Source organism: Pseudomonas sp. G7(2022) (assembly GCF_052660475.1).
Map to the genome: position 1 here is coordinate 2,752,124 of NZ_CP109659.1, position 22,107 is coordinate 2,774,230.

Consider the following 22,107-nt stretch of genomic DNA (forward strand, 5'->3'; position numbering starts at 1 on the left):
CCTGCCTGACAACGACTGGGCGTAGACCTCACAACTCAATCGCCCACGTCTGACTCACCAGTTCCTTGCCGAAGCTGTGAATCGGCTCTTCCTCAACCAGCTCAAACCCCGCCCGCTGATACAACCGGCGGGCATCCACCAGATTGCTGGTGGTCCACAGAATCATCTTTTTGTAGCCGACATCCCGGGCAAAACGCAGGCATTCCTCGACCAGCCGATTGCCGATCCCCAGGCCCCGCGCACTGGCATCCACGTAGAGCATGCGCAATTTGGCGGTGGTTTCGTCGTGGCGGATGACGAACACTGAGCCCACCACCTTGCCGTCCTTTTCCGCGATCCAGCAGCGCTCGCCCGTGGGGTCGAATTCGCGCAGGTATTTCGCGACGACCTCGGACACCAGCGCTTCGAACTCTGAATTCCAGCCGTACTCGCGGCTGTAGATCGCGGTCTGCTGATGCACCACCAGACCCATGTCACCGGGTTGCGGGTCGCGCAGCAGGTAGGTCGTCGACTGGCCGCCCTCGAGTAGCGTCTGGATCTGGTTCATCGACGCGATCAGTTGCAGTTGCTGCGGTTCGGACAGGCGTTCGAGCAGGGTGATGACTTCTTGTCGTGATGCCTGTTCCAGTGGGGCAAGGATCTCGCGGCCGAGGTCGGTGATGTGCAATTGACTGGCGCGTGCGTCGGTGGCGCAGGGGACTTTCTGGATCAGGCCTTTTTTGTCGAAGCCGCTGATGAGGCGGCTCATGTAGCCCGCGTCGAGGCCGAGCATCTGGCGCAGGTCGGTGCTGGTCAGATCGCCCCGGGACGCGAGTTCGTAGAGGATGCGCAGCTCGGTGAGCGAGTAGTCGCTTTGCAGCAAGTGTTCCTGCAACACGCCGATCTGATGGGTGTAGAAGCGGTTGAACTGCCGGACGCTGTCGGCGCGGTCGGTGATCGTGGACATGGCGTGGTACCCATATGTTTGCTTCAGGCAACTATATAGTTGCCTGAAGCAAGCAAGTCAAATGAATGATGTCACGATCCCGAATGCAAAATCAGCCGGATCGAACCGCTCAGTCGTGTCCATTTGTATGTTGCGCAGGCCCACCGTTTCCAGATGCGTTGAGTAGAGCGCTTCGGAAAACCAGGTGATCAACAGGGTGCGCCGGCGTGCACCGCTGGAGTTCAGGCTGCCGGCGTGGATCAGGTCGGCATCGAAGATCAGGATGTCGCCCGCGCTGCCCGTCAGTTGCACGGATCGGGACTCGTCAGTGAAGTCGAACGCAAGCTCGCCCGGTGCAGGTCGGTGGCTGCCGGGGACGATGCGGGTTGCACCGTTTTCCGGGCCGTAGTCGTCGAGATACACCAGCGCGTTGACAGTGTCGCCGGGGCGTTGCGCCGACAAGTCGCGGTGCAGCTGTTGGTGGCCGCCATTGATGAGCGGTTCGCGGCCCTCGACCTGAGAGAGGAAGAAGCGTTCGCCGATCAACTCGCCCACCACCGCCAGCAATGGTGGCAATCGGCAGAGGGCCTGAACAACCGGGTCAGTGTCCAGTTGCGAATGGCGCCAGTCGATGCCGCGGGGCACGGGCCATTCGTTTGAGGGTTTGATGCCGGTATCGAATGCGATGCGAAGGGCGGCCAGCCACATGGTCGGAACCGCTCCAAAGAGCAGTGTGTAGCCTTTGCTATGGAGTAGTTCGCGGCTCGTCATGGCTTCATCAGTCTCCCTTTTTACAATCAGGGCGAGTATTGCCGATCGTGATCAAGCCGACGCGAACCTCGGTATCGCTGCCGTACCCCCAAGACAATCGGTTCCCGTAACTCACCAGATCGTAGATTTCGCTTTCGCCAAGTAGCTGATCATCGCGATTGTCGTACAAACGGAAAAACGCGGGAGATTCCCAGCGGACGAACCATTGGGTTTCGAAGGCGTCGTCCGGAGGCGCCTGCGGATGAAGGAAGTTGGGCAGTAACCAGAAAGGTCTGAAAGTTTGCACCCTGAAGCAGCCATCGGGGCTGATATGAGCTGCGTAGTCAGGCTTCGCCAACGCCTTCTCCCACCACTCGGAAACACCCCATAGTCCAACACAAAACACTAGCCCGGCCAGGAGGATTTTCATCCGTCGAGAAATGGCCGAAGGTCGACTATTTGAGCGCGTAGACATAGGCATCCATTGCCGTCCCATCATCCAGCGTCACCTTGGTCAACACGCGCTGATACTCAGCCCCTTCAAACTCATCCAGTGCCGCCCAGTGTTCGTGGAAATTCTCGGAAGCGAACACGTAGCCTTCGATCACATCGCCATCCTCGGCAATCACCAGGCCGGGAAAACCCATCGCCGCGCCCCATCCGGCCTGCGACAGACGCCCCTTCAGCGAAGCGGCCTGCCACGTGCCGCCGATGTTCAGCATCACATGCTCATTCGGTCGGCCAGGGCCCAGGGTTCCATAAACGAAAAGACGTTCCACGATTGCTCCTGCCAGTCAAAAAAGGGAGGGATCCTGACGGATGAACGATACGCAGGCAAGACTGCGATCAGTTCTGCGCCGACCGGCTCAGAAACCCGTCGATCAACGCCACCACCTGTTGCTGGATCACCTCTCGCGAGCGAGCGCCGCTGTCCGCACAGATGATGCCGTCGCCGGGCGAATCCTCTTCGAGCAGGGGAATGGCCGGCGACTGCAATTCGCCCCTTCGAGGCCGTGCCAAATTGCCGTTTTTCATTGTTTTTATCGTCCTTGATCAAATCGGGCAAACGGGACGTTCGCCCAGACGTTCTACCAGTCTTACGAGATAACCGTCCGGATCCTGAACGAGAAATTCACGCTGGCCGACTTCGACAGCGTCAGCGCGGTACCAGGTGTCTTTGCAGGTTTTATAGAGTGGGACCTGAGCGGTGCCCAGTCTTTCGATGATGGGGGCAACCGCCTCAACGTCGATCTGCAGATTGACGCCTCTTCCGAAGGGCTTGCTCAGTTCCGCCGTCAGCCATTGGCCTGCATACGGATCAACCTGCTCGAGCATGACTTGAGCGCCATTCAGGTCGAGGTAGGCGAAGCCATCTTCCGGGCGTTGATAAGCGATGTTGAAGCCCAGGCAGGAGACCCAAAACGCGAGGCTGGCCTGCAGATCCGTGACCATCAATTCTGGAACCAGTTTGTTCCGTTCGAACATGGGGTGAATTCCTTTTCGTTGAAGTCGGGGCGGCGCCAGACTTCTTCCCCGCGATAATACGAGTCGGGCGCATGGTAAGCGCGAATCGGGGAGCACCGAAAGCTGCACGCATCGAAAATCGTCACAAACCGCGATGACAGGGCCATCTCTCCATGCCTGTAAAAAAAACTGACTAGAATCCACAGACACCCATTCATTCAAGGAGCGACCCATGTCCGGTTTACGCACGTTGATTGCGACCACGACCTGTATTGCGCTGCTGAGCAGTTCGGTGACCGCGCTGGCCGATCCAGGCAACGGAAAGGGGCAGGGCAAAGGCAATCCGCATAACAGCCAGGATCATGGCAATCAGGGGAAAAAAGGCGGAGGCGGTTATCAGGGGCATGGCCCGAGTATCGACCACGCCGGGGTGATCGGGATTGTTGACGGGTATCGCGGCTACTGGACCCCGGGCCCCGCGTTGCCGCCCGGCATCCAGAAAAACCTGGCCCGGGGCAAGCCACTGCCGCCCGGGATAGCTAAGAAACTCGATGGTCGACTGGTTGGCAGACTGCCGCACTACGACGGCTACGAATGGCAGCAGGTCGGTACCGATCTGATCCTGGTCGCGCTGGCTACAGGGCTGATTTATGAAGTGCTGAATGGCGCCTTCGATTGAGTCATCCGCGCAGCGGGCGACTCGATGAGCTGATCATTTGAAGGCGCTGCGCAGTTCCTCAATCACCTCTTCAACAGAGCGCCCCTGAATCGCTGGCGGTGTGGGGGTCTCGGCAAATTCTCGCCAAACGAACAGCGTCAGTTCTGCGCCATCGGTCGATGGCAAGGGATTCTCGGCGTAGGCAAAAGATTCGAGCAAGCGATAGCGGGAGTCTTTCCAGAACAAGTCTTCGACCCAGTCATAGACCGGTATGAAATGGAAGTGGAGGGGAAGACCGGGTTCATGACCGAAGCGGCCGATATAAAGGCGCTTGGGCTTCAGATGGCGCTCAATGATTTGCTGAGTTCTTGCGAGCAGCCCTCCAAGCTCCGCCAGTGCCTCTGTCGACAGCTCGGCCAGTGAATTGGTTTGGATTTTGGTCCCCAGCATCAGATAGCCGGGAAGTGCACTGGCCAGATGGTGGTTGATGATCCAGTACTCGGTTTCATGAAGAATGAAGTGCGGGGCAATTTCCATGTGCCATGGGTCCTGGGGCAAGCGGTGCGCCAGCGTAGCAAAAGTGCAGACCTTTCTGCCGGAGGAACTGTGCCGTAACGTCCGACGGTGAGTTGACCGTTCGCGTTTCCCTGTCGCAGCATGCATTCACTCAAAACGCCTTACCCGGAAAACCTATGCACACGCCTGCAGATCTTGATGAATTGTTAGCGCTTGTCAGAGATGAGCAGTCGTTCATTCGATTTGTCGAGGCGCTGGGGGCTGATTTTGCCAGTGAACGTTTGTTGGAACATAACGCTCCCTCATCAATAGATCGATCAGATAGTCAGGAATGGGAAAACGGAACGGTTGATGCGTTTCTCGATGCGGCAGCTGCATGGGCGCATGCCAGCAACCGATCTCATTTGGACGATAATGCCCAATCGAATGTATGGCAGCGCTGTGCAGCGATTCTGTTCGCTGGAAAGTTTTATGAGTGACAGTTGGGCTGGTTTGCAGCAGCAGGTCAAGGTTTAAAGGAAAAGCTATTCATGGTCATTGATAAAACCGGGCGCTCTCTGATGAGGTCCGGTTTTGGCGTAATGCACGCCACAAACCGCTTCCGCTTGCTGGCGATAGTCAGCGTAGTCGTCGCTGGCTGCTCCAGCTCCAAATCGCCGCCTCCGGTCGAGCGTGACGCGTGCCTGGCGGCTGGTCCGGCCAAAAGTGTTGATTACGATAATTGTGTAGCGAATCGAGAACGCAAAAGCAGGGCGGCGCTCGAAGCGCTTCTCGACGACAAATTCGTTTAACCCCCACAGCAGCAAATTGTCGAGGCCTCTGAAAGCAAGTATCAGCCATCCGATTTTCCAGAGTCCCCCGCACCCATGATCTACAAGGGGCTGGACTCGATATCGCTGACTGAGAAACGAGCGTTGCCTTTCAAAATCAGGATCGTCTGGAAGTACACATCGACAGGCGTGATACCGGAGCGTCGGGACGCCATCCGCATGGCTGAAATGGAGAAGTTGATAGTGCCGGCGGTAGAGGACAAGGGACTGGCGAAGTGGGTCTGCACGGTGACGGGTGGACACCAGCGGGAGTGGATTTTCTATGCGCAAAACGATGAAGCGTTTACCGCCAGGACGCGGTCGGCGCTCTCGCAGGGCGGGCCATACCCTATCGAGTTGAGTGCACGCCGGGATGTGGTGTTGAGTACCGGTTCGCAGCCTGCTGATAACCTGGCGGAGGTGATTCGCATCACCCCCAAAAAATGCGTGGAGTGAAAGCTGCATAGCCACAAAGGACAGGGAGATACCCATCAGACATGAAAAAGCCCGGCGGATAAGGCCGGGCTTTTGTCGAGTACTGCTGTAAAACGCTGCATTCAGACGTTACGACGTTCGATCAGACGGTCAGAACCACCTTCGGCAACCGCATCGCTGAACAGCGGATCAGTTTCGGTCGCGGCTACGGCATCGCTGAACAGCGGATCGGTTTCGGTCGCGGCTACGGCATCGCTGAACAGTGAATCAGTTTCAGTCGCGGCAACGGCGTCACTGAACAGTGGATCAGTCTGAGTCGCAGAGGCAACAGCATCGCTGAACAGTGGATCGGTTTCAGTCGCCGCAAAAGCATTCAGGGCGAAGAGCGAGAAGGCGATACCGAGGAGGGTTTGGCGTTTCATGGTTCTGTACTCCGTGTGCAGTGGGTTGGTATGGAGCAGATCCTACGCTTTGGATTCGATATGAGAACTTCATTGAGTTAATGGTTGTTATTGATGCAGTCAATAATTGAACTCGGTGGCCTGAGATGCGCTGAACCGCACCGATGACACCAATTCGCTTGCCAGTCACTGCGCAATAAACCTGCGAATCGCTTGAGTGGTTTCCACCGGCGCTTCCTCCATCAGCCAATGACCCGCACCGGCGATCACCAGTTCGGTGACGTTGTCGGCGGCATTACGCATCACGATGGCTTCGTTGTTGCCGAAGGATTTCTCACCGCCGACCGCCAGCACCGGCATTTTCAGTTTGGTCTTCATCGATGCTTCGTTGTCCACCGCGTCCTGGCGGATCGCGCGGAACTGGGCGAACGCCGCGTGCATGGCGCCGGGGCGGGCGTAGAGTTTGGCGTAGTGTTGGCGGGTGGCTTCGTCGACTTTTTTCGGGTCGCCGGCGAACTCGTTCCAGAAGCGGTCGAGGTAGATACGCTCACGCCCTGCCACCAGTCTTTCTGCGTCCGGGCCGCCGAAGTCGAAATGCCAGAGCATCGGCGAGCGAACGATCTCGTTCCACGGCGGAATCCCCGGAACGGGCGCATCCATCACCACCAGGCGATCGGTCTGCTGCGGATACCGCGAGGCGTAGGCGAAGGCGACCATGGTGCCGATGTCGTGGCCGACCACCACCGAATGCTCGATGCCCAGCGAAGCCAGCACCGCGCGGATATCACCGGCCTGAGTCTTCTTGTCGTAGCCATCGGCGGGGATCGACGACAGGCCCATGCCCCGCAAATCCGGCACCACCACGGTGTGATCCTTCGCCAGATCCGCCGCCAGCGGCGCCCACATATCACCGGTGTCGCCGAAACCGTGCAACAGCACCACCGCCGGGCCTTTGCCGCCGATGCGCGTGTGGATTTTCGCACCGTCGACGGCGATGTCCTGAGTGCGGAACGAGGCGGGGAAGGGCGTCACGTCCGCATGGGCCGGAACACTCATAGCCAGCAGCAGGGAAGCGGTGAGCAGGGCGCGGATCATGGCGTTCACTCCAGAGGGGGTGGCTGGAGCGTAGACGGATTTGTTGTCGCTGAAGTGTGAAAAATGGGCACAGGTCGGTTTGTAGACTGGAATTTGGCAACCGCTTCAGGAAAGGTAGCCGCTGCCCCCTGGCCAAAACAGCTTCATCCCCTTGGCCACCCGCCAGAGGATGGATCACTCGGATGAACTCAAAGCTGCAGTGTTATCGTTTGATACCGGTCGAAGCGCGGGCTTGGGGCATGTTGAACGCAGTCCATCTATATGCTCCATCAAGCTATCTGGAATGCTCTGCCACATCGGGTCGAGTATGAAATCAACACCTTCGCGCCGAGCCATCTTCGCCGCAGGTACAAAATCCGCATCACCTGCAATCAGGACGATTTGATCGACCTGTTGTTTGAAAGAAAGTGATGCGACATCGACACCAATTCTCATATCAACACCTTTTTGTCGGGTCTCGATGCTGACGTCGGTTTCGGTGAGGTCTGCTATCTGGATTTTTCCCTTAAGTAGCTCGGCAATCCTCGAAGGTTTGATTGTCCATTTCACATCTTTGGAAAGGTGTCCCAGACGCAATGCCAGTTTTCGTTTGCTTCGCAACCGAATGTGCAGCTCTTTTCGAAACACGGCTTCTCTTGATTTGGAGAAATCGACGAGTTTTTTTGTGATGGGGTTGTGTTGCTTGGTGTCCAGAGGAGGGCAGTCGTAAAAGAATATTCTGTAAAGGTCTTTTCTGGAGGGCTGTTGCAGCCTTGAAGCCGGGCAGTTTGGGCGAGATGGCATCCTGGTTATCAGATGCGCCGTCGCCCATCGGTGGACGAGATCAGCGGCCCGTTCAGCATTGAATGCATTGTGGGGCTCGATCCTTCGAAATCGCTTGATGAAGTAGGCGCCGTCAACCAAAACTGCTGTGGGCATGCGTTCTTCCTGAAAACAAAAACGCCCAAGGGTTTGGCACGTCCTGGATGATTAGGACGGCTTACTGCCTTGGGCGGGATGTGGGCAGATTAGGGAGCGATGACGATGGCGTCAACCGTTCACTCTTTGAGTCGATCAAGGGATAACCTTCGATCCTGAATGTCTTCTGCGTTCAGTCGATGGGCAGTGACGGAAAAAGCATACGGTTTGAGGGCGAACTCTGAAAGCCGGCGCTTTCTGGCAAATTTGTAGGTACTTGCGCAAGGGTTTGTAGGCTCAAGTATCGAATTTCAGATTTTTAAACGTTGGTGTTTAAGTGCTGAAGCGCCAAGAGCATTCGTAACGCTGATTCATACGAAATCCAGCAACAGTGTTTGTCCAGCCAGCCGATTTTTCAGCACCACTCCAACCCTTAGCATCGTCTCCAATCCGTGAACAAACACGGTCCTCAACGAGACGGTGAACATCATGAGCCTCAAGAAAATCGCGCTGGTCTTAATGCTTGGCAGCTTCGGTGCACACGCTTACGCCGATAACGCGGACGCGGCGAATCTCCCGGTCGAGACCTACAGCTCTTCGACAAATCTGGACATCGAACACGTCATTTCCATCACTGAACCGGCCAACGAATGCGCCCCGGTGCCGGTGCAGATGACCTACGAAGACTCCCATGGCGAGCGCCACGTTCTGCAATATCAAGTGATGGGCACTGGCTGTTCCAGTTGAGCCCGGTGCAAGGGATGGAGGGTCGACACTCCATGCCAGCCACGCTCAGAATGCTTTCGTTCCAACGACGTCTTCATCCGATGCCAGCAATTGCGGGATCGACTGCTTCAGAAATTCCACCCAGGTCTTGATCTTCGCATCGACGAACTTGCGCGACGGATAGATTGCAAACAGGTTCAACTCCTCCAGCCGGTACTCCGGCAATATCCTCACCAGTGTTCCCGCCCTCAAACCGTCCACGGCCGAAGCAATCGGCTGAATGCCGATGCCCATGCCTTTTCTGATCGCGATGGTCATGCCGTCGGCGGTGTTGATGTGAAAGGGCGACACGGGAATGGTGATGGTTTCCATGCCTTCGGGGCCTTCGAACGTCCAGTTTTCTACCGGCATCACCGTGTTGACGATGCGCAGACACTCGTGTTCGCAGAGTTCGCCGGGTGTTTGCGGCAGGCCGCGCTTTGCCACGTAGGCAGGCAATGCGCAGAGGACGCTGTAGGTGATGCCCAGGCGTTGCGCGACGAAGCCGGAATCCGGCAGATCACGGGCCAGCACGATGGACATGTCGAAGCCCTCTTCGAGCAGATCCGGGACGCGGTTGGTCAGGGTCAGGTCGAACATCACCGTGGGGTGGATGTCACGATAGCGAGCGATGGCGTCGATCACGTAGTGGTTGCCGATGGCCGACATGGTGTGAATCTTCAAGCGGCCGACGGGCAGGGTCCGGGCGGTGCCGGCTTCTTCATCGGCTTCGCGCACGTCATCGAGGATTTTTTCGCAGCGTTCCAGATAGCGCACACCGGCTTCGGTCAGGGCCAGACGGCGGGTGGTGCGGTTGATCAGCCGGGTGTGCAGGCGTGCTTCGAGAGCCGAGATGGCTTTGGAGACGTTGGTGGTGTTGGTGTCCAGCAGCTCGGCAGCGGCGGTGAAGCTGCCGCTTTGGGCGACGGCGATGAAGAAGCGCATGCTTTGGAAGACGTCCATCGGTGTCGTCTCAACAGTCAGAGTGGAAAGAGTATAGGGGCGGCCTTGCAGGAGGCCGCCCCTTTGCCATGTGTCACTTTTTGCGGGGGATAAAACCGGGTACGCCCGTCTCGACCACCGAGTTGAAGCGGATTCGCGTCGTGATCTCTTCCTTGATCTCGCGCATCGCCCGATGCGGCAAGGTCGCGATATCGAAGTTTTCCTGAATCCGGCTCGGGTTGGCCGAGGTCGTCAGGAATGCCGTACCCCGCTGCACCGCCCAGGCCAGGGCCACTTGCGCCGGGGTTTTGCGTACGTGCCGGGCAATCCCGGTGAGTACGGAATCCTCGAGCACATTCGGCTCCATGCCATGCCCCAGTGGGGCGAAGGCGAGCAGGATAATGCCGTGCTCCTTGCAGAATTCCAGCATCTCCCACTCGGGCAGGTACGGATGGGATTCGATCTGCACCACCGCCGGCTTGATCCGCGCGGCGGCGACAATGTCCTTCAGCGCATCGAGGGTGATGTCGGAAAGGCCGATGGATTTGCAGCGGCCTTCATCCACCAGCGCTTCGAGTGCACGCCAAGTGTCGATCAAACGGGTTTCGCCATCGTAGATCACGTGCCCGAATACATCCCGCGGATCCTGATCGTCACCGGGCTGAAAGGCAAACGGCGTGTGGATCAGGTAGCAGTCGAGGTAGTCGACCTGCAACCGCTGGCAACTGGCTTCGAACGCCGGTTTCACCCGCTCGGGGCGATGGTTGGTGTTCCACAGTTTGGTGGTGATGAACACGTCTTCGCGGCGGATCTCGCCCACCGAAAACACTTGCGCAAAAGCCTCGCCAATCTGCGTTTCGTTGCGATAGCGCTCGGCGCAGTCGAAGTGGCGGAAGCCCACTTCCAGCGCGCATTTGACCGCTTCGGTGGTGGTGCTCAAGTCGCGAAACAGCGTGCCGAATCCCACGGCCGGCATCGAGCCTGCGCCGTTGTTCAACGGCATGCGGGTGTCGCGAAGTTCATCGTGGAAAGCTTCGTAAGTCATGTTGCGTCTCCGGTATCTGCCGTTAAAGAAGTGTTGAGGTTTTGCGGGCGGCGAGCTTCTGATCGAGCACACCCACCGAGTTGCCACCCAGCGCAACGAACAGGCGCACCGAGTCGAGATAACGCGCGGTCTTCACCTGAATCTGCCCGAGCAGCGCCTGTTGATAGGCGCGTTCGGCTTCCAGCACTTGCAGCAGGCTGGTTTCGCCTTGGGCGTAGGCCTGGCGATTGAGGCGCAGGCTGGTGTCGGCGGCACGCAAGGCGTCGTCCTGCGCCAGGTTTTGTTCGGCGCCGTGGTTGAGCGCCTGCAAGGTGTCCGCGACCTGGCCGAAGGACTGAATCACCGTCTGTTGATAGCGGGCGAGCGACGCGTTGTAGCCCTCGACGGCGCCTTCGCGTTCAGCCTTGAGCGTGCCGCCATTGAAGATCGGCGCCGTCAGACCGGCGGCAAATCCCCAGAGTGCGGCGCCGCCATTACCCGACGCGGCTTGCATCAGCGAGGCTGACAGCTCGACATGCGGGTACAGATTGGCAGTCGCGACGCCCACCGCCGCGCTGGCGATGTGCAGTTCGGATTCAGCCTGGAGAATGTCCGGCCGGGTACGAGCCATGGCCGATGGCAGGCTGACCGGGATGTTCGACGGCAAGGCGAACTCATCGAGGCTGAAGTCCGGCGCGATCCAGTCCGCCGGGCCTTTGCCGGTCAGAATCGACAATGCGTGACGGGCCGCATCGCGCTGTTGGGCGAGGGGCGGCAACAGCGTGCGATCCTGTGCAAGGCGGGTTTCGGCCAGCGACACGTCGATTTGGGTGGTGGTGCCGCTCGTTTGAGCCCTGCGCACCAGATCGAGGTTTTTCGCGTCGTTGGCCAGCAGGGTTTCCACGGCCTGGATCTGCGCGTTGGCCGACGCCAGCACGAGTGCCTGACTGGCAACGTCGCCGGTCAAGGTCAGCCAGGCTGCTTCGTAGCGATGCTTTTGCAGATCGGTCAGCGCTTGTTGTTGCTCGACCGCGCGTTTGTTGCCACCAAAGACGTCCAGATCGAACGCGACCCGTGGCCCGATCCCGTAGAAATTGGAGACCACCGGCTCGGGCCCATTGTGGGTGCGCTGGCGCCCGGCAGAAGCAGCGAAATCCACCTGCGGATACAACGCACCTTCCGCCGCCGCGACCGAAGCGGCGGCCTGGCGAAGGGTGGCATCGGCTGCCGCCAGTTCGAGGTTGCCGTTGATGGCGCGGCGTACCACTTGATCGAGTTTTGGCGAACGGAATGCCGCCCACCAGTCGCCGTTGATCCGCTGGCCCATGGCGAAATGCTGTTCGGCCGCTTGATCGTAATGCTGCGACGGGCTCTCGGCAGGCCGCTGAAAATCAGGGCCGACGGTGCAGGCGGACAACATCACCAGCATTGCCAGCGGGGTGAAGCGCATAGAAGCTTTCATGGTTCAGACTCCACGTCATCAGTTGGCCGCAACAGGCTTGCGCAGGAACATCACCAGCGGACTCACGACGAGCATCGCCAGCATCAGAATCTTGAATTGGCCCATCACCGCGACGAACGCCGCCTGGTGGGTGACCAGATGGTTGAGGCCTTCGAGCGCCGGCAACGACGTCGGCAGGGCCACGCGATAAGGCGTCAGCTGACTGACCAGCGCCGAGTGCACCGTCTGGGTGTTGTTGAAGAAAAAGATCTGCACCACGGCCACGCCGAGGGTGCTGCCGTAGACGCGCATCAGGTTGAAGAAACCGGTGGCTTCCGGGCGCAGTTGGGGTCGATGGTGCTGAACGCGGTCTTGCTGAGCGCCGGCATCAGGATGCCGAGACCGACGCCCTGGATAAACCCGTTGACCGCCACGGGCGTCCAGTCCATCAGCGGCGAGTAACCGAGCATCAGCCAGTTGGCGTACACCACCAGTGCGATGCCGGCCGCGACGAATAACCGGGCATCGATCCACGCCGGCGCGCGCATCATCAGCAGAAACGCCCCCACCAGTCCGATGCCACGGGGGACGGTCAGCAACCCGGTGGTGTCCGGCGGATAACCGAGGATTTCATCGAGCATCGGCGAGGTCAGGGCCATGGTCGACAACAGCACGAAGCCCAAGGCGAAGAACATCACAGTCGAGAGCATGAAGTTGCGGTCGCCGAACAAGCCTTTGCTGAGGAAGTGCGTCTTGCGGGTCAGCGTATGGACGACGAACAGGTACAGGCCGAGTGCGCAGGTCAGTGCTTCGATCCAGATTTCCGGCGAGTCGAACCAGTCCAGCCGTTCGCCGCGATCAAGCAGCATCTGCAGGCCGATCATGCCGGCGGTGAAGCTGGCGAAACCGAAAAAGTCGAACGTCGGGCGCTGGTCCGTTTTCTTCTCGGCGAGCAACAAAGTCACCACCATGAAGATGTACGCCGTCAGCGGCAGGCTGAGGTAGAACATCGGCCGCCAGTCGAAATACTCGCAGATCAGACCGCCAATGCTCGGACCGCTGACGATGCCGAACAGCACCAGTGCCGTCCATTTCGGCCCGAACGCAGGGCGCTTTTCTGCTGGCAATGTCTCCAGGGCGATGGCCATCGACAACGGCGCAATCACGCCGCTGGCCAGACCTTGCAGGATGCGGGCAGCGATGAATTCAAGCGGCGTGCCGGCCAATGTGCCGAGCCACAGACCCAGGGCGAACAGCAGCAGTGAGGCCTGGTAAACCCGTTTCAAACCGAAGCGTCCGGCCAGCCATTGCGCGACCGGCATCGTGATCGCGCTCGCGGCCAGATAAGACGTGAAAATCCACCCGGCCTGATCGTCGGTCATCGACAGACTGCCCTGAATCAAGCGCAGCGCGGCGTTCGGCAGCGGCAGGTTGGCTGACTGCATATAGGTGGCGAGCAGGACGACAAACCGCAGTGCCCGCGCATCGGCTGTTGAGCTGTTCATCACGAATTACCCGCAGACAACAACGACTTGAGCGGATGCCACCAGGGCGAGCGATGCCCGGTGTCGACTTTGACCGTGGCGCTGGTGCCGGAGAACAGCGGCAGGGCAGAGTCGGCCTCGTCCAGTTCCAGACGCACCGGCACCCGCTGCACCACTTTCACCCAGTTGCCGGTGGCGTTCTCCGGCGGCAGCAGCGCGAAGTCCGCACCGGCGCCGGGGCTCATGCTGATCACGTGCGCCTTGAGCGGAAGATCCGGGTAGGTGTCGAGGGTGACGGTCGCGGTCTGACCGGGGCGCATGTGCGTCAACTGGGTCTCGCGAAAGTTGGCCTCGACCCAGATTTCCCGGTCGGAAATCAGCGCAAACGCCGGCGCGCCGTTGTTGACGTAGTTGCCCACCTGCAAATCATCGACCTTGGCGACGATGCCGTCGTCCGGCGCCGTCACCGTGGCGTAGGACAGATACAACTGCGCTTCATCGAGCTGAGCCTTGGCTTCGCGCACGGTCGGGTGATTGTCGAGGGCGATGTCCGGGTTGCCGTTCAACGCGACGACGGTGTTGGCGATCTGTTGCTCGATGGACGCGATGCGCTGACGCGAGACTTTCAGGTCAGTTTCGGCGCGCTCGAAAAGCGCCTTCGACACGAATTCGGTGGCGATCAAGGCTTTCTTGCGGGCGAACTCCTTCTGGTCGTAATCCGCCGAGGCTTTCGCCGATTGCAGCTCGGCTTGCTGCTGGCGATAACTGGCCTTGAGCCCGTCGATGCGCAGGCGTGCGTTGGCCAGTTGCGCTTCGGCCCGGTCGACGGCGATCTGCAACGGCTTGGGGTCAATGCGAAACAGCACCTGGCCTTTGCGTACTGGCTGGTTGTCGTCCACGGCGATCTCGACCACTTGCCCGGAAATCCGTGCGTTGATCGAGGCCTTGGCCACGCGGGCGTAGGCGTTATCGGTGGAGACGAAGGGCTCGTTGGCCACGTACTGGCCGTAGCCAATCGCGGCGCAAAGCGCGGGGAGGCCCCACATGAAGACCGGACGCAGTCTCTGCTTGAGCGGTATTTTCGGCGGCGCGTCGATGGGGTGAGCGCGGGCTTGTTCTGCGGTGAGATCGAATTGCTGAGTCATGAACGGCTCTCCAAAAGGCTGGGCGCCTGGACGGCATTGAATGCGTGAGTCATCAAATCCATTCGCGGCGGGGGAGGATCACTCCGTGCCGCTGTTTTCGTCGTCGCCGGACCCGGTTCGAGCGCTGTTACAACAAACCTGCCGATCAAGGAATTTCTGATTCCTTAATTTTGTGCGATGGTGTAAGAATATGAGCGACTTCATTTCCCCGCAAGGAATTTGTACGACATGGCACAAAATAAACCGACAGAAGGAAAAGGCCGTGGCCGGCCACGGGCCTATGACCCGCAAACCGCGCTGCAGCAGGCCCTTGGCGTGTTCTGGAACACCGGCTATTCCGGCGCTTCACTGGACAGCATCGCCAGCGCCGCCGGCATGAACCGTCCCAGCCTGTACGCCGCGTTCGGCGACAAACACGCGCTCTACATCAAGGCGCTCGACCAATACTGGGCCTCCGCCCACGCCGCCATGCAGGCTGCGCTGAACGACAGCAGCCTGACCCTGGAACAGGCACTCATCGCATTTTACGAAGGGCAACTGGCGATCTACTTTTCCGGCGACGGCCAGCCACGCGGCTGTTTCGCCATCGGCACAGCCACCACCGAAGCGGTCGAAGACCCGGAAATCCGCAACGTGCTGTCCCGCCGCCTTAGCCAGCTCGATGCCGATCTTGAAGCCCGTCTGCAACGGGCGATCGAATCCGGTGAACTGACCGGCGATGTCGATGCAGCGGCGCGGGCCATGCTCGCATCATCGCTGCTGCACAGCATCTCGATCCGCGCCCGCGCCGGTAAATCCCGCGAAGAACTGGCGGGTCAGGCGCGCGATGCGGTGAAGGTGATCTGCGGTTGAACGGGCTTGAGGACATCCTGACCGAAGGCCTGTCCGTGGTGTTCTGCGGAATCAATCCGGGGTTATTGGCGGCAGAGCAGGGACATCACTTCGCCGGACGCAGCAACCGCTTCTGGCGCACCTTGCACCTGGCCGGTTTCACGCCCCACGAGCTCAGCCCGCAGGACGATCGCTCGATCCTGCAGTTTCACTGCGGGCTGACGGCCGTGGTCGAGCGGCCGACGGCACGGGCGGATCAACTGTCGGCGCAGGAATTCACCGCAGCGGCGGGGGACTTTGAGCGCAAGATCAAACGTTATGCGCCGCGTTATGTGGCGTTTCTCGGCAAGGCTGCCTATGCCGGTTTGTCCGGGAAAAAAACGTTTGGATGGGGCGCGCAGGACAGGACGTTCGGCGGAGCAAATGTGTGGATCCTGCCCAACCCCAGCGGCCGCAATCTGGCGTTCAATCAGGATCAATTGGTGACGGCATATCGACTGCTTTATCGGGCCTCCCGCGAGGGTGCGTCTGGCTTCGGAAGCGGGCCTTCGAGGCATTTTCCGGTTTGATCCCCCCCCTGTGCGCGACAGGATTCGTCTATCGTCTAGAAAATCAGTACACGGCCAGGATCAGGGAGCTGATCATGAATCGTCAGGAAGACCTCAACGTTATCTGGAAGCGCATATTCTGGATTTTCATCGCCCTGTTGGTGCTGGCGATTGCCGTCACTTACAGTCTGCCCGACTACAAAGTGCCTTTTATCGTTTGTATCGCCGGGAACGTTGGAGGCTATGTAGGGTTTCACCGACGACTGTCGATACTCACCGACCCGGAAATCGAAAACCTCTCCCGATCATGGTTCGCGCTGATCCTGCCTTCGTTCATAGGCGGGATACTGGCGGGGCTGTTGTACCTCTTGTTCCTTTCCGGCGTTATCCGGGGCGATCTGTTTCCGGTGATCGTTCCGGATGAGGATCCACAATGTCTGAAGCAAATCTTCAATGACATCTTTTGCCAACATGCAGAAGGGTACGCGGCCTACGCCAAGTTGCTGTTCTGGTCATTTGTCGCGGGTTTCAACCAGGACTATGTGGTTGACCTGATTGAAAACATAAAAGGCAGCGACAAAAAAGGCTGATGAAGGCTGAAGGGAACTGTTGCCCGGCAAACGCCAGCAAAGTCTGTACGTCTTCTGCAGTTCAATCTGTCAGAAATTGCCTTGTAGTCGATGAGGGGATCGCCCCGGGCAGCCCTGGATCAACACTTTGGTCACGGCGTGTTTCGCTGCGTTTTCCCCGCGTCAACTGATCGCACGTTGACATCACAAAGCCATCTCCTATCGTTCTCCGCAGACCGCATCCAGGGACCGGATGAGCCGGACAGCCTTTACGGGCGCGGTCGTTTCTGCCATTCCAACAAGGAGCAGCAAAATGTCCAGTGCGACCAATACTTACGACGTGCTCGTCAATATCGATGCCGATTACCTGATTGCCCATCCCGGTGACGTCGGCGGTGCGATTTCCATGCTGGTAACGCGCGATGCCGTCGATCCCCATGCCAGTGGCAACACCGGCGAAGGCGGCAACGAGTTGTGGATCGATGTCAAAACCGGCGACAACATCCGCTGGCGTGCCACTACGCTGTCGCGCAACTTCGACCGCATCGCCCAGATCAAGAACGTCCAGCCCGGCGATCCTCATCAGGGCGGCGATTACAAAGGCACCATCTCGTCACCGGTCTCTTTCAACGTACCGGGTGTGGTGATCTATCTGAACAAGGGGGCTCCCGGCGGCATTTCCAAAACCGATGTAACGTATTCCATGTGGCAAGCCACTGCTCTGAGTCCAGGCAAACTCTGGTACACCATCGAGTTTGCCCTGTACGACCGTGACCTTAACCAGATTGGCCCGGACCACACCTGGGACCCCTACATCACCGTCAATAACCAGTAACTGAACAGCCAAAAGCCCGGCTGGATACTCTTCGTCAATGACGAAGGTGTCTGGCCGGGCTTTTTATTGACTTTCATCCGTCTTGTTCAGGGAGTGTTGGGGCGCGTCATGCTTGAATAGTCCCCGCCGTGGGCTAGGCTCAAATTCAACTTTCCGGAAAACATAACTTCAATATCTGCGTTATCGGAACTTCAGGATTCTGGCCAAAAAGAACAACTTCACTAAAGGGTTAACGATGGATCGATATGATGCCCCGCTTGTTGTAGAGCGCACTTGGCGGGCAGGCATGTTGAAAGGATTGATTGCAAGAAATCCATGCCTGAGCATTTTTTTCATGACACTGGCCATGTTCATGGTGTTGCAGTACAAACCGGCTGTTCTCAACTACACCACACGTTTTGTCGACTTTGCCGAGTACATGTTGCTGCACGGCGTCACGCTGTTCCCCATTGCCGACGACCTCAAGCCTTATCCCGACTACACCGTCCTCAATACCTTGTTGGTCTATCTGGTTTCCTTGCCGTTCGGCCGGGTGTCCATTCTTTCAATGGGATTTCCGTCCTGTGTGGCCGCGTCGCTGATGCTGGTGTTCACCTATCGTTTGGGGGCGCTGCACAGCAAGAAGTGGGGCGCCTACGGCGTACTTTTCAGCCTGTTGACCTGGGCCTTTCTCGATGGCGTGAACTCGCTGGCACTGGATATCTATCCGGCGCTGTTTACGGTGATGTGCTTCTACGTGGCCTATTCGGCCGAAATAAAAAAAGACCCGCGGCGCCTGGCGTTTCTGTTCGTGGGCCTGGCGTTGGGTTTTGCGTTTCGTGGGCCGATCGGTTTGATCGGGCCGGCAAGTGTGATTGGCGCCTACTACGTTCTGAGCCGCCAATGGCGCATGTTGCTGCTGTTTTCATTTTTATCGGGCCTGATTCTTGCCGTTGGCGTTGTGCTGCTGGCATGGGCAGCCTACGCACAAGGGGGGCCATCGTTCCTGGAAGAAGTGCTGAACATGCAGGGCATCGGACGCTTCGGTTCCGACCACGCGCCGCGCTATTACTTCTACTTCTCCGCAGGCTTGTTTACCTATGGCATTACGGTGTTTTACGCCATCAACGTGATGCTGAAGAAGTACAAACTGTTCTTCCGCTCGACCCGCGATAAAGACATCGACCTGCTGCTCTATTTAACGGGGTGGCTGTTGGTACTGCTCGTACTGTTCACGATCCCAAGCTCCAAGAAAGCACGCTACATACTGGCAATCACACCGGCCATTTCCCTGTTGGCGGCCTACCTCTTTGTCAGCCATGAAGCGACATTCGTACGCGCCAAAAACGGCTTGATGCAGTTTTGTCTCAAGTTGCCAGTGTTGGGTTTGGGCCTGCTGTTGTCGGTGCTGGTATACAACAACTTCGCCCAAGTCCCATTGCAGCCCAACTACCTGGGTGCAGGCTCAGGGCTGTTTGCGCTGTTGAGCTTTTACCATGCCAGGCGCGAGTACTTCGCCGGGCATCGCTACCGTGAGTTCATGACACTGTCGTTTGGGGTAGGGGCGTTTCTGATACTGGATATGTTCTTCTTCAACCCCATCACCTACCACCTGGAACTCATGATCGAGCCTACGCCGAAGTTTTTGCCGTATTGGTTTTGGTGAAGCGCTTGGCGTGTCGCAGTCGATACTCTGCAATAAAATTGTACATTTCTGATTTCTTGTATAAGAATTCAAGCCCTCACTTCTTGAAAGCCGTTCTGTGGATCACATCTACGCAGTCATTGGGCCTGTACGCCCCCATCAACTGGAACCTGATTGATGAATACGACTCGCCGATTGTGCCTCGTCCTGGGCGACCAATTATCTTTCGACCTCGCCTCTCTGCAGGGGCTGGATCAAGAGCGCGATACGGTGCTTCTGGTCGAGGTGATGGAAGAGGCCAGCCATGTTCCTCATCATCCGCAAAAGATTGTGCTGATTTTCAGCGCTATGCGTCATTTCGCCGAAGCGTTGCGGCAGAGGGGAATCAGGGTGCAGTACGTAACGCTCGATGATCCGGAAAATACCGGCTCCGTGCCGAGCGAATTACGCCGCTGGCAGTCACGCCTGCAACCGGATGAACTGCACATCACGGAGTGCGGTGACTGGCGGTTGGAGCATTCAATCAGGGACTGTGGCTTGGCGATCAAGTGGCATTCCGATCGTCGCTTTCTTTGCTCACGTGCCGATTTTGCTCACTGGGCGCAGGGCAAAAAACAGCTGCGCATGGAGTACTTTTATCGAGAGATGCGCCGCAAGAGCAAGTTGTTACTCAATGGTGACGGCACCCCGGTCGGAGGCGCCTGGAACTTTGATGCGGAAAACCGCAAAGCCTTGCCCAAGGGCGTCAGGCCGCCTTCGCCGGCCCGTTTTACGCCAGACGCAATCACCCGGGATGTGCTGGCGTTAGTTGCCAAACACTTCTCCGGTCACTATGGCGCCCTCGACACGTTCGACTATCCGGTCACCCACGCCGAAGCTCAGACCCTGTGGGATTACTTTCTCGATTGGGGCCTGGCAGCCTTCGGCGACTATCAAGACGCCATGGCCAGCGATGAGCCGTTTCTGTTTCATGCTCGTATAAGCGCGGCACTTAATATCGGCTTGCTGGATCTTCGCCAGCTTTGCAGTGATGTGGAGTCTGCGTATTGGTCCGGCAGCATTGCACTCAACGCCGCCGAAGGCTTTATTCGACAACTGATCGGCTGGCGTGAGTATGTCCGAGGGGTCTACTGGCTGAAGATGCCGGACTATGCCCAGGGAAATGCCTTTGGTAATACGCGGTCGCTTCCAGAGTTCTACTGGACAAGTAAAACGCAGATGAACTGCATGCGCCAGGCCATCAGCCAGAGCCTGGAACATGCCTACGCGCACCACATCCAACGATTGATGGTGACCGGCAACTTCGCACTGCTCGCCGGTATCGCACCGAGTGAAATATGTGAGTGGTATCTGGCGATCTACATGGACGCCTTCGACTGGGTGGAACTACCCAATACGCTGGGCATGGTCATGCACGCCGATGGCGGCTATCTCGGTTCCAAACCCTATTGTGCGAGCGGCCAATACATCAAGCGCATGTCCGACTATTGCCGTGGCTGCGCCTACAAAGTGAGCGAAAGCACCACAGACGACGCTTGCCCGTTCAACTCGCTCTACTGGCACTTTCTAATGCGTCATGGCGACCGACTGCGCGGCAACCAACGCATGAGCATCATCTACAAAAACCTCGACCGCATGCCTGAATCCAGACAACAGGCGCTTTGGCAACGCGGCGAGTGGTTGCTCAAGCAATTGGACGATGGGGAGTCGCTGTGAAAAAAAGCGAGCTCCCCATCAAAACCTGCGCGACCTGCGGCCTTCCATTCACATGGAGGAAGAAATGGGCTCGCTGCTGGGAGGACGTGCGCTACTGCTCGGAGCGTTGTCGGCGTAGTAAATCCAGTGTGGATGGCGGTGCGGGATTGCCGCAGAAACTCAATGGCTCAACAGCCACATGGACGGTGCCTCGGGAATGACCAACCAACCCTCTGCGCAAGCCTCCCGCGCCGAGTATGCGCGGCGGATCAATCGTGTACTGAACTACATCGACGCGCACATTGATGAACCTTTGGACGGCGCGCATCTGGCCGACATCGCCAATTTCTCGCGTTTTCACTTTCATCGCATTTTCGCCGCATGGATGGGAGAAACGCTGGGCAGTTATGCGCAGCGTCGACGGCTTGAGAAGGCAGCGTTGCGGCTGTCCTGTGGCACTCGGGAAACCGTGCTTGAAATCGCGTTGGCCACAGGCTTTCAGTCGGGCGAGGCCTTTGCGCGGGCCTTCAAACTCAAGTTCGGCTGCACGCCCTCGGCCTGGCGCGCCACGACGCCTCAGCGGCTGAAGGCTCAGGCGGCCGCGATCAGGCAGCCATCGGGCAGCCGGGAGAGCAATCCTGATCAGGTCTTCGGCAATCGCCATCAGGCGGCCGAGTGGCCGTTCGCCGAAGCTGACGGTTCTAATCGGCTATCGGAAGGCAATGCCATGGAAGTACGCATTATTGAATTACCCAAAGCACGCGTCGCGTATCAACGTTTGATCGGGCCTTACGGGCCGGCCATCGGCGAATTCTGGCGCAGCACCATCACGCCATGGATGTATTCCCATGGCCTCGGTGACCGGACCTGTTACGGCATCGGTCATGACGACCCCTCGATCACGCCACCCGACAAATGCCGCTATGACGCCTGCGTCGAAGTGCCGGCGGATTTCGTCGCCAGCGGCCAGGTGGATACGCAAGCGCTGCCGGGTGGGTGGTATGCCGTCGCCAGTTTCAAAGGGAAAGCCGAAGGCATGGCCAACGCGTGGACATGGCTGATCCGCGAATGGATGCCGTCCAGCGGCCTGCAATGCGACGACCGCCCATTCTTCGAGCGGTTTACGGCGTCCACCGTTTTCGATCCGCGCACCGGTGAAATGAGCTGTGACATCTGCATTCCGGTGCGGGCGCTGTAGGGCAGGGGGCGGGTCATTGGCCCTGAAGGAAAGCACCTGGCGCGATGCCAGGTGCT

General features: G+C 58.5%; 26 protein-coding genes and 2 pseudogenes. 13 read left to right on the top strand and 15 right to left on the bottom strand.

Annotated elements, in window-relative coordinates; translation table 11 throughout:
* Positions 1-28: 28 nt before the first annotated feature.
* The 6 genes from NE357_RS12335 to NE357_RS12360 all read right to left on the bottom strand — a co-directional run bounded on the left by NE357_RS12335 (position 29) and on the right by NE357_RS12360 (position 3,160).
* The gene (locus NE357_RS12335) at positions 29-946 is read right to left on the bottom strand and encodes a bifunctional helix-turn-helix transcriptional regulator/GNAT family N-acetyltransferase (protein ID WP_169430085.1); all 918 of its coding nucleotides are present in this window, start codon (positions 944-946) and stop codon (positions 29-31) included.
* A gap of 57 nt (positions 947-1,003) precedes the next feature.
* Positions 1,004-1,696: a phytanoyl-CoA dioxygenase family protein gene (locus tag NE357_RS12340; protein ID WP_169430086.1), complete on the bottom strand. Its 693-nt coding sequence runs from the start codon at positions 1,694-1,696 to the stop codon at positions 1,004-1,006.
* Between the two features lie 7 nt (positions 1,697-1,703).
* Positions 1,704-2,033, bottom strand: a complete 330-nt coding sequence (locus tag NE357_RS12345) for a hypothetical protein (RefSeq protein ID WP_249314408.1) — start codon at positions 2,031-2,033, stop codon at positions 1,704-1,706.
* Positions 2,034-2,130: 97 nt separating this feature from the next.
* Entirely contained in the window at positions 2,131-2,454 is a 324-nt protein-coding gene (locus tag NE357_RS12350; RefSeq protein WP_102686752.1) for a gamma-glutamylcyclotransferase family protein, read from the bottom strand.
* A gap of 67 nt (positions 2,455-2,521) precedes the next feature.
* On the bottom strand, positions 2,522-2,710 hold the full coding sequence (locus NE357_RS12355; RefSeq protein WP_432760322.1) for a hypothetical protein: 189 nt from the start codon (positions 2,708-2,710) through the stop codon (positions 2,522-2,524).
* A gap of 18 nt (positions 2,711-2,728) precedes the next feature.
* Positions 2,729-3,160, bottom strand: coding sequence for a bleomycin resistance protein (locus NE357_RS12360; protein ID WP_169430088.1), 432 nt, complete (start codon positions 3,158-3,160; stop codon positions 2,729-2,731).
* 211 nt (positions 3,161-3,371) lie between these two features.
* On the opposite strand from NE357_RS12360, the gene NE357_RS12365 reads away from it, so the two are divergent.
* The gene (locus NE357_RS12365) at positions 3,372-3,818 is read left to right on the top strand and encodes an anti-virulence regulator CigR family protein (protein WP_169430089.1); all 447 of its coding nucleotides are present in this window, start codon (positions 3,372-3,374) and stop codon (positions 3,816-3,818) included.
* A gap of 33 nt (positions 3,819-3,851) precedes the next feature.
* On the opposite strand, the gene NE357_RS12370 is transcribed toward NE357_RS12365, so the two are convergent.
* Positions 3,852-4,334 (bottom strand): HIT family protein, encoded by a 483-nt coding sequence (locus NE357_RS12370; RefSeq protein ID WP_169430090.1) that lies wholly within the window; start codon positions 4,332-4,334, stop codon positions 3,852-3,854.
* Between the two features lie 155 nt (positions 4,335-4,489).
* On the opposite strand from NE357_RS12370, the gene NE357_RS12375 reads away from it, so the two are divergent.
* The 3 genes from NE357_RS12375 to NE357_RS12385 all read left to right on the top strand — a co-directional run bounded on the left by NE357_RS12375 (position 4,490) and on the right by NE357_RS12385 (position 5,578).
* A complete protein-coding gene (locus NE357_RS12375; protein WP_169430091.1) occupies positions 4,490-4,792 on the top strand; it encodes a DUF7660 family protein in 303 nt (100 codons plus the stop codon).
* Positions 4,793-4,843: 51 nt separating this feature from the next.
* Complete coding sequence (locus NE357_RS12380; RefSeq protein ID WP_169430092.1) at positions 4,844-5,104, top strand: hypothetical protein; 261 nt, start codon at positions 4,844-4,846, stop codon at positions 5,102-5,104.
* Between the two features lie 75 nt (positions 5,105-5,179).
* Complete coding sequence (locus NE357_RS12385; protein ID WP_169430093.1) at positions 5,180-5,578, top strand: DUF695 domain-containing protein; 399 nt, start codon at positions 5,180-5,182, stop codon at positions 5,576-5,578.
* Positions 5,579-5,679: 101 nt separating this feature from the next.
* Here the strand turns inward: NE357_RS12385 and NE357_RS12390 are convergent, their stop codons facing one another.
* The 3 genes from NE357_RS12390 to NE357_RS12400 form a co-directional block, all read right to left on the bottom strand.
* Complete coding sequence (locus tag NE357_RS12390) at positions 5,680-5,979, bottom strand: hypothetical protein (protein ID WP_169430094.1); 300 nt, start codon at positions 5,977-5,979, stop codon at positions 5,680-5,682.
* A 165-nt stretch (positions 5,980-6,144) separates the two neighbouring features.
* Positions 6,145-7,053: an alpha/beta fold hydrolase gene (locus tag NE357_RS12395; protein ID WP_169430095.1), complete on the bottom strand. Its 909-nt coding sequence runs from the start codon at positions 7,051-7,053 to the stop codon at positions 6,145-6,147.
* A 174-nt stretch (positions 7,054-7,227) separates the two neighbouring features.
* The gene (locus tag NE357_RS12400; protein WP_169430096.1) at positions 7,228-7,971 is read right to left on the bottom strand and encodes an NYN domain-containing protein; all 744 of its coding nucleotides are present in this window, start codon (positions 7,969-7,971) and stop codon (positions 7,228-7,230) included.
* Positions 7,972-8,439: 468 nt separating this feature from the next.
* Here NE357_RS12400 and NE357_RS12405 point away from each other — a divergent pair, with 468 nt between their 5' ends.
* Positions 8,440-8,697 carry a DUF2790 domain-containing protein gene (locus tag NE357_RS12405; RefSeq protein WP_169430097.1) on the top strand — a complete coding sequence of 86 codons (258 nt, stop codon included), beginning with the start codon at positions 8,440-8,442 and terminating at the stop codon, positions 8,695-8,697.
* A 45-nt stretch (positions 8,698-8,742) separates the two neighbouring features.
* On the opposite strand, the gene NE357_RS12410 is transcribed toward NE357_RS12405, so the two are convergent.
* The 5 genes and pseudogenes from NE357_RS12410 to NE357_RS12430 form a co-directional block, all read right to left on the bottom strand.
* Entirely contained in the window at positions 8,743-9,678 is a 936-nt protein-coding gene (locus tag NE357_RS12410; protein ID WP_169430098.1) for a LysR family transcriptional regulator, read from the bottom strand.
* A 73-nt stretch (positions 9,679-9,751) separates the two neighbouring features.
* On the bottom strand, positions 9,752-10,702 hold the full coding sequence (locus NE357_RS12415) for an aldo/keto reductase (RefSeq protein ID WP_169430099.1): 951 nt from the start codon (positions 10,700-10,702) through the stop codon (positions 9,752-9,754).
* 22 nt (positions 10,703-10,724) lie between these two features.
* Positions 10,725-12,143: an efflux transporter outer membrane subunit gene (locus NE357_RS12420; protein WP_169430100.1), complete on the bottom strand. Its 1,419-nt coding sequence runs from the start codon at positions 12,141-12,143 to the stop codon at positions 10,725-10,727.
* Positions 12,144-12,161: 18 nt separating this feature from the next.
* Positions 12,162-13,627: pseudogene (locus tag NE357_RS12425) on the bottom strand (DHA2 family efflux MFS transporter permease subunit).
* Positions 13,627-14,751, bottom strand: a complete 1,125-nt coding sequence (locus tag NE357_RS12430) for an HlyD family secretion protein (protein WP_169430101.1) — start codon at positions 14,749-14,751, stop codon at positions 13,627-13,629. Before NE357_RS12430 ends, NE357_RS12425 begins: the two are co-directional and overlap by 1 nt.
* A gap of 228 nt (positions 14,752-14,979) precedes the next feature.
* On the opposite strand from NE357_RS12430, the gene NE357_RS12435 reads away from it, so the two are divergent.
* The 8 genes and pseudogenes from NE357_RS12435 (at position 14,980) to NE357_RS12470 (ending at position 22,051) form a co-directional block, all read left to right on the top strand.
* Entirely contained in the window at positions 14,980-15,603 is a 624-nt protein-coding gene (locus NE357_RS12435) for a TetR/AcrR family transcriptional regulator (protein ID WP_169430102.1), read from the top strand.
* On the top strand, positions 15,600-16,151 hold the full coding sequence (gene mug, locus NE357_RS12440; RefSeq protein ID WP_169430103.1) for a G/U mismatch-specific DNA glycosylase: 552 nt from the start codon (positions 15,600-15,602) through the stop codon (positions 16,149-16,151). Before NE357_RS12435 ends, mug begins: the two co-directional genes overlap by 4 nt.
* Before the next feature lie 74 nt (positions 16,152-16,225).
* Positions 16,226-16,720: a hypothetical protein gene (locus NE357_RS12445; protein ID WP_169430104.1), complete on the top strand. Its 495-nt coding sequence runs from the start codon at positions 16,226-16,228 to the stop codon at positions 16,718-16,720.
* Positions 16,721-17,012: 292 nt separating this feature from the next.
* The gene (locus NE357_RS12450) at positions 17,013-17,534 is read left to right on the top strand and encodes an AidA/PixA family protein (RefSeq protein ID WP_169430105.1); all 522 of its coding nucleotides are present in this window, start codon (positions 17,013-17,015) and stop codon (positions 17,532-17,534) included.
* Positions 17,535-17,868: 334 nt separating this feature from the next.
* Positions 17,869-19,179 carry an ArnT family glycosyltransferase gene (locus NE357_RS12455; protein WP_169432625.1) on the top strand — a complete coding sequence of 437 codons (1,311 nt, stop codon included), beginning with the start codon at positions 17,869-17,871 and terminating at the stop codon, positions 19,177-19,179.
* A 156-nt stretch (positions 19,180-19,335) separates the two neighbouring features.
* Positions 19,336-20,874, top strand: coding sequence for a cryptochrome/photolyase family protein (locus NE357_RS12460; protein ID WP_169430106.1), 1,539 nt, complete (start codon positions 19,336-19,338; stop codon positions 20,872-20,874).
* Positions 20,871-21,011: pseudogene (locus tag NE357_RS12465) on the top strand (DUF2256 domain-containing protein); the annotation flags it as partial. The gene NE357_RS12460 and the pseudogene NE357_RS12465, both read left to right, overlap by 4 nt.
* Before the next feature lie 41 nt (positions 21,012-21,052).
* A complete protein-coding gene (locus NE357_RS12470; RefSeq protein WP_249314411.1) occupies positions 21,053-22,051 on the top strand; it encodes an AraC family transcriptional regulator in 999 nt (332 codons plus the stop codon).
* Positions 22,052-22,107 lie beyond the last annotated feature (56 nt).

Bases quoted from the DNA above. Each gene is read 5' to 3' on its own strand.
- NE357_RS12335 (WP_169430085.1), bottom strand. From the start codon at position 946: ATGTCCACGATCACCGACCGCGCCGACAGCGTCCGGCAGTTCAACCGC.
- NE357_RS12340 (WP_169430086.1), bottom strand. From the start codon at position 1,696: ATGACGAGCCGCGAACTACTCCATAGCAAAGGCTACACACTGCTCTTT.
- NE357_RS12355 (WP_432760322.1), bottom strand. From the start codon at position 2,710: ATGAAAAACGGCAATTTGGCACGGCCTCGAAGGGGCGAATTGCAGTCG.
- NE357_RS12360 (WP_169430088.1), bottom strand. From the start codon at position 3,160: ATGTTCGAACGGAACAAACTGGTTCCAGAATTGATGGTCACGGATCTG.
- NE357_RS12365 (WP_169430089.1), top strand. From the start codon at position 3,372: ATGTCCGGTTTACGCACGTTGATTGCGACCACGACCTGTATTGCGCTG.
- NE357_RS12370 (WP_169430090.1), bottom strand. From the start codon at position 4,334: ATGGAAATTGCCCCGCACTTCATTCTTCATGAAACCGAGTACTGGATC.
- NE357_RS12375 (WP_169430091.1), top strand. From the start codon at position 4,490: ATGCACACGCCTGCAGATCTTGATGAATTGTTAGCGCTTGTCAGAGAT.
- NE357_RS12380 (WP_169430092.1), top strand. From the start codon at position 4,844: ATGGTCATTGATAAAACCGGGCGCTCTCTGATGAGGTCCGGTTTTGGC.
- NE357_RS12385 (WP_169430093.1), top strand. From the start codon at position 5,180: ATGATCTACAAGGGGCTGGACTCGATATCGCTGACTGAGAAACGAGCG.
- NE357_RS12390 (WP_169430094.1), bottom strand. From the start codon at position 5,979: ATGAAACGCCAAACCCTCCTCGGTATCGCCTTCTCGCTCTTCGCCCTG.
- NE357_RS12395 (WP_169430095.1), bottom strand. From the start codon at position 7,053: ATGATCCGCGCCCTGCTCACCGCTTCCCTGCTGCTGGCTATGAGTGTT.
- NE357_RS12400 (WP_169430096.1), bottom strand. From the start codon at position 7,971: ATGCCCACAGCAGTTTTGGTTGACGGCGCCTACTTCATCAAGCGATTT.
- NE357_RS12405 (WP_169430097.1), top strand. From the start codon at position 8,440: ATGAGCCTCAAGAAAATCGCGCTGGTCTTAATGCTTGGCAGCTTCGGT.
- NE357_RS12410 (WP_169430098.1), bottom strand. From the start codon at position 9,678: ATGGACGTCTTCCAAAGCATGCGCTTCTTCATCGCCGTCGCCCAAAGC.
- NE357_RS12415 (WP_169430099.1), bottom strand. From the start codon at position 10,702: ATGACTTACGAAGCTTTCCACGATGAACTTCGCGACACCCGCATGCCG.
- NE357_RS12420 (WP_169430100.1), bottom strand. From the start codon at position 12,143: ATGAAAGCTTCTATGCGCTTCACCCCGCTGGCAATGCTGGTGATGTTG.
- NE357_RS12430 (WP_169430101.1), bottom strand. From the start codon at position 14,751: ATGACTCAGCAATTCGATCTCACCGCAGAACAAGCCCGCGCTCACCCC.
- NE357_RS12435 (WP_169430102.1), top strand. From the start codon at position 14,980: ATGGCACAAAATAAACCGACAGAAGGAAAAGGCCGTGGCCGGCCACGG.
- NE357_RS12445 (WP_169430104.1), top strand. From the start codon at position 16,226: ATGAATCGTCAGGAAGACCTCAACGTTATCTGGAAGCGCATATTCTGG.
- NE357_RS12450 (WP_169430105.1), top strand. From the start codon at position 17,013: ATGTCCAGTGCGACCAATACTTACGACGTGCTCGTCAATATCGATGCC.
- NE357_RS12455 (WP_169432625.1), top strand. From the start codon at position 17,869: ATGACACTGGCCATGTTCATGGTGTTGCAGTACAAACCGGCTGTTCTC.
- NE357_RS12460 (WP_169430106.1), top strand. From the start codon at position 19,336: ATGAATACGACTCGCCGATTGTGCCTCGTCCTGGGCGACCAATTATCT.
- NE357_RS12470 (WP_249314411.1), top strand. From the start codon at position 21,053: ATGGACGGTGCCTCGGGAATGACCAACCAACCCTCTGCGCAAGCCTCC.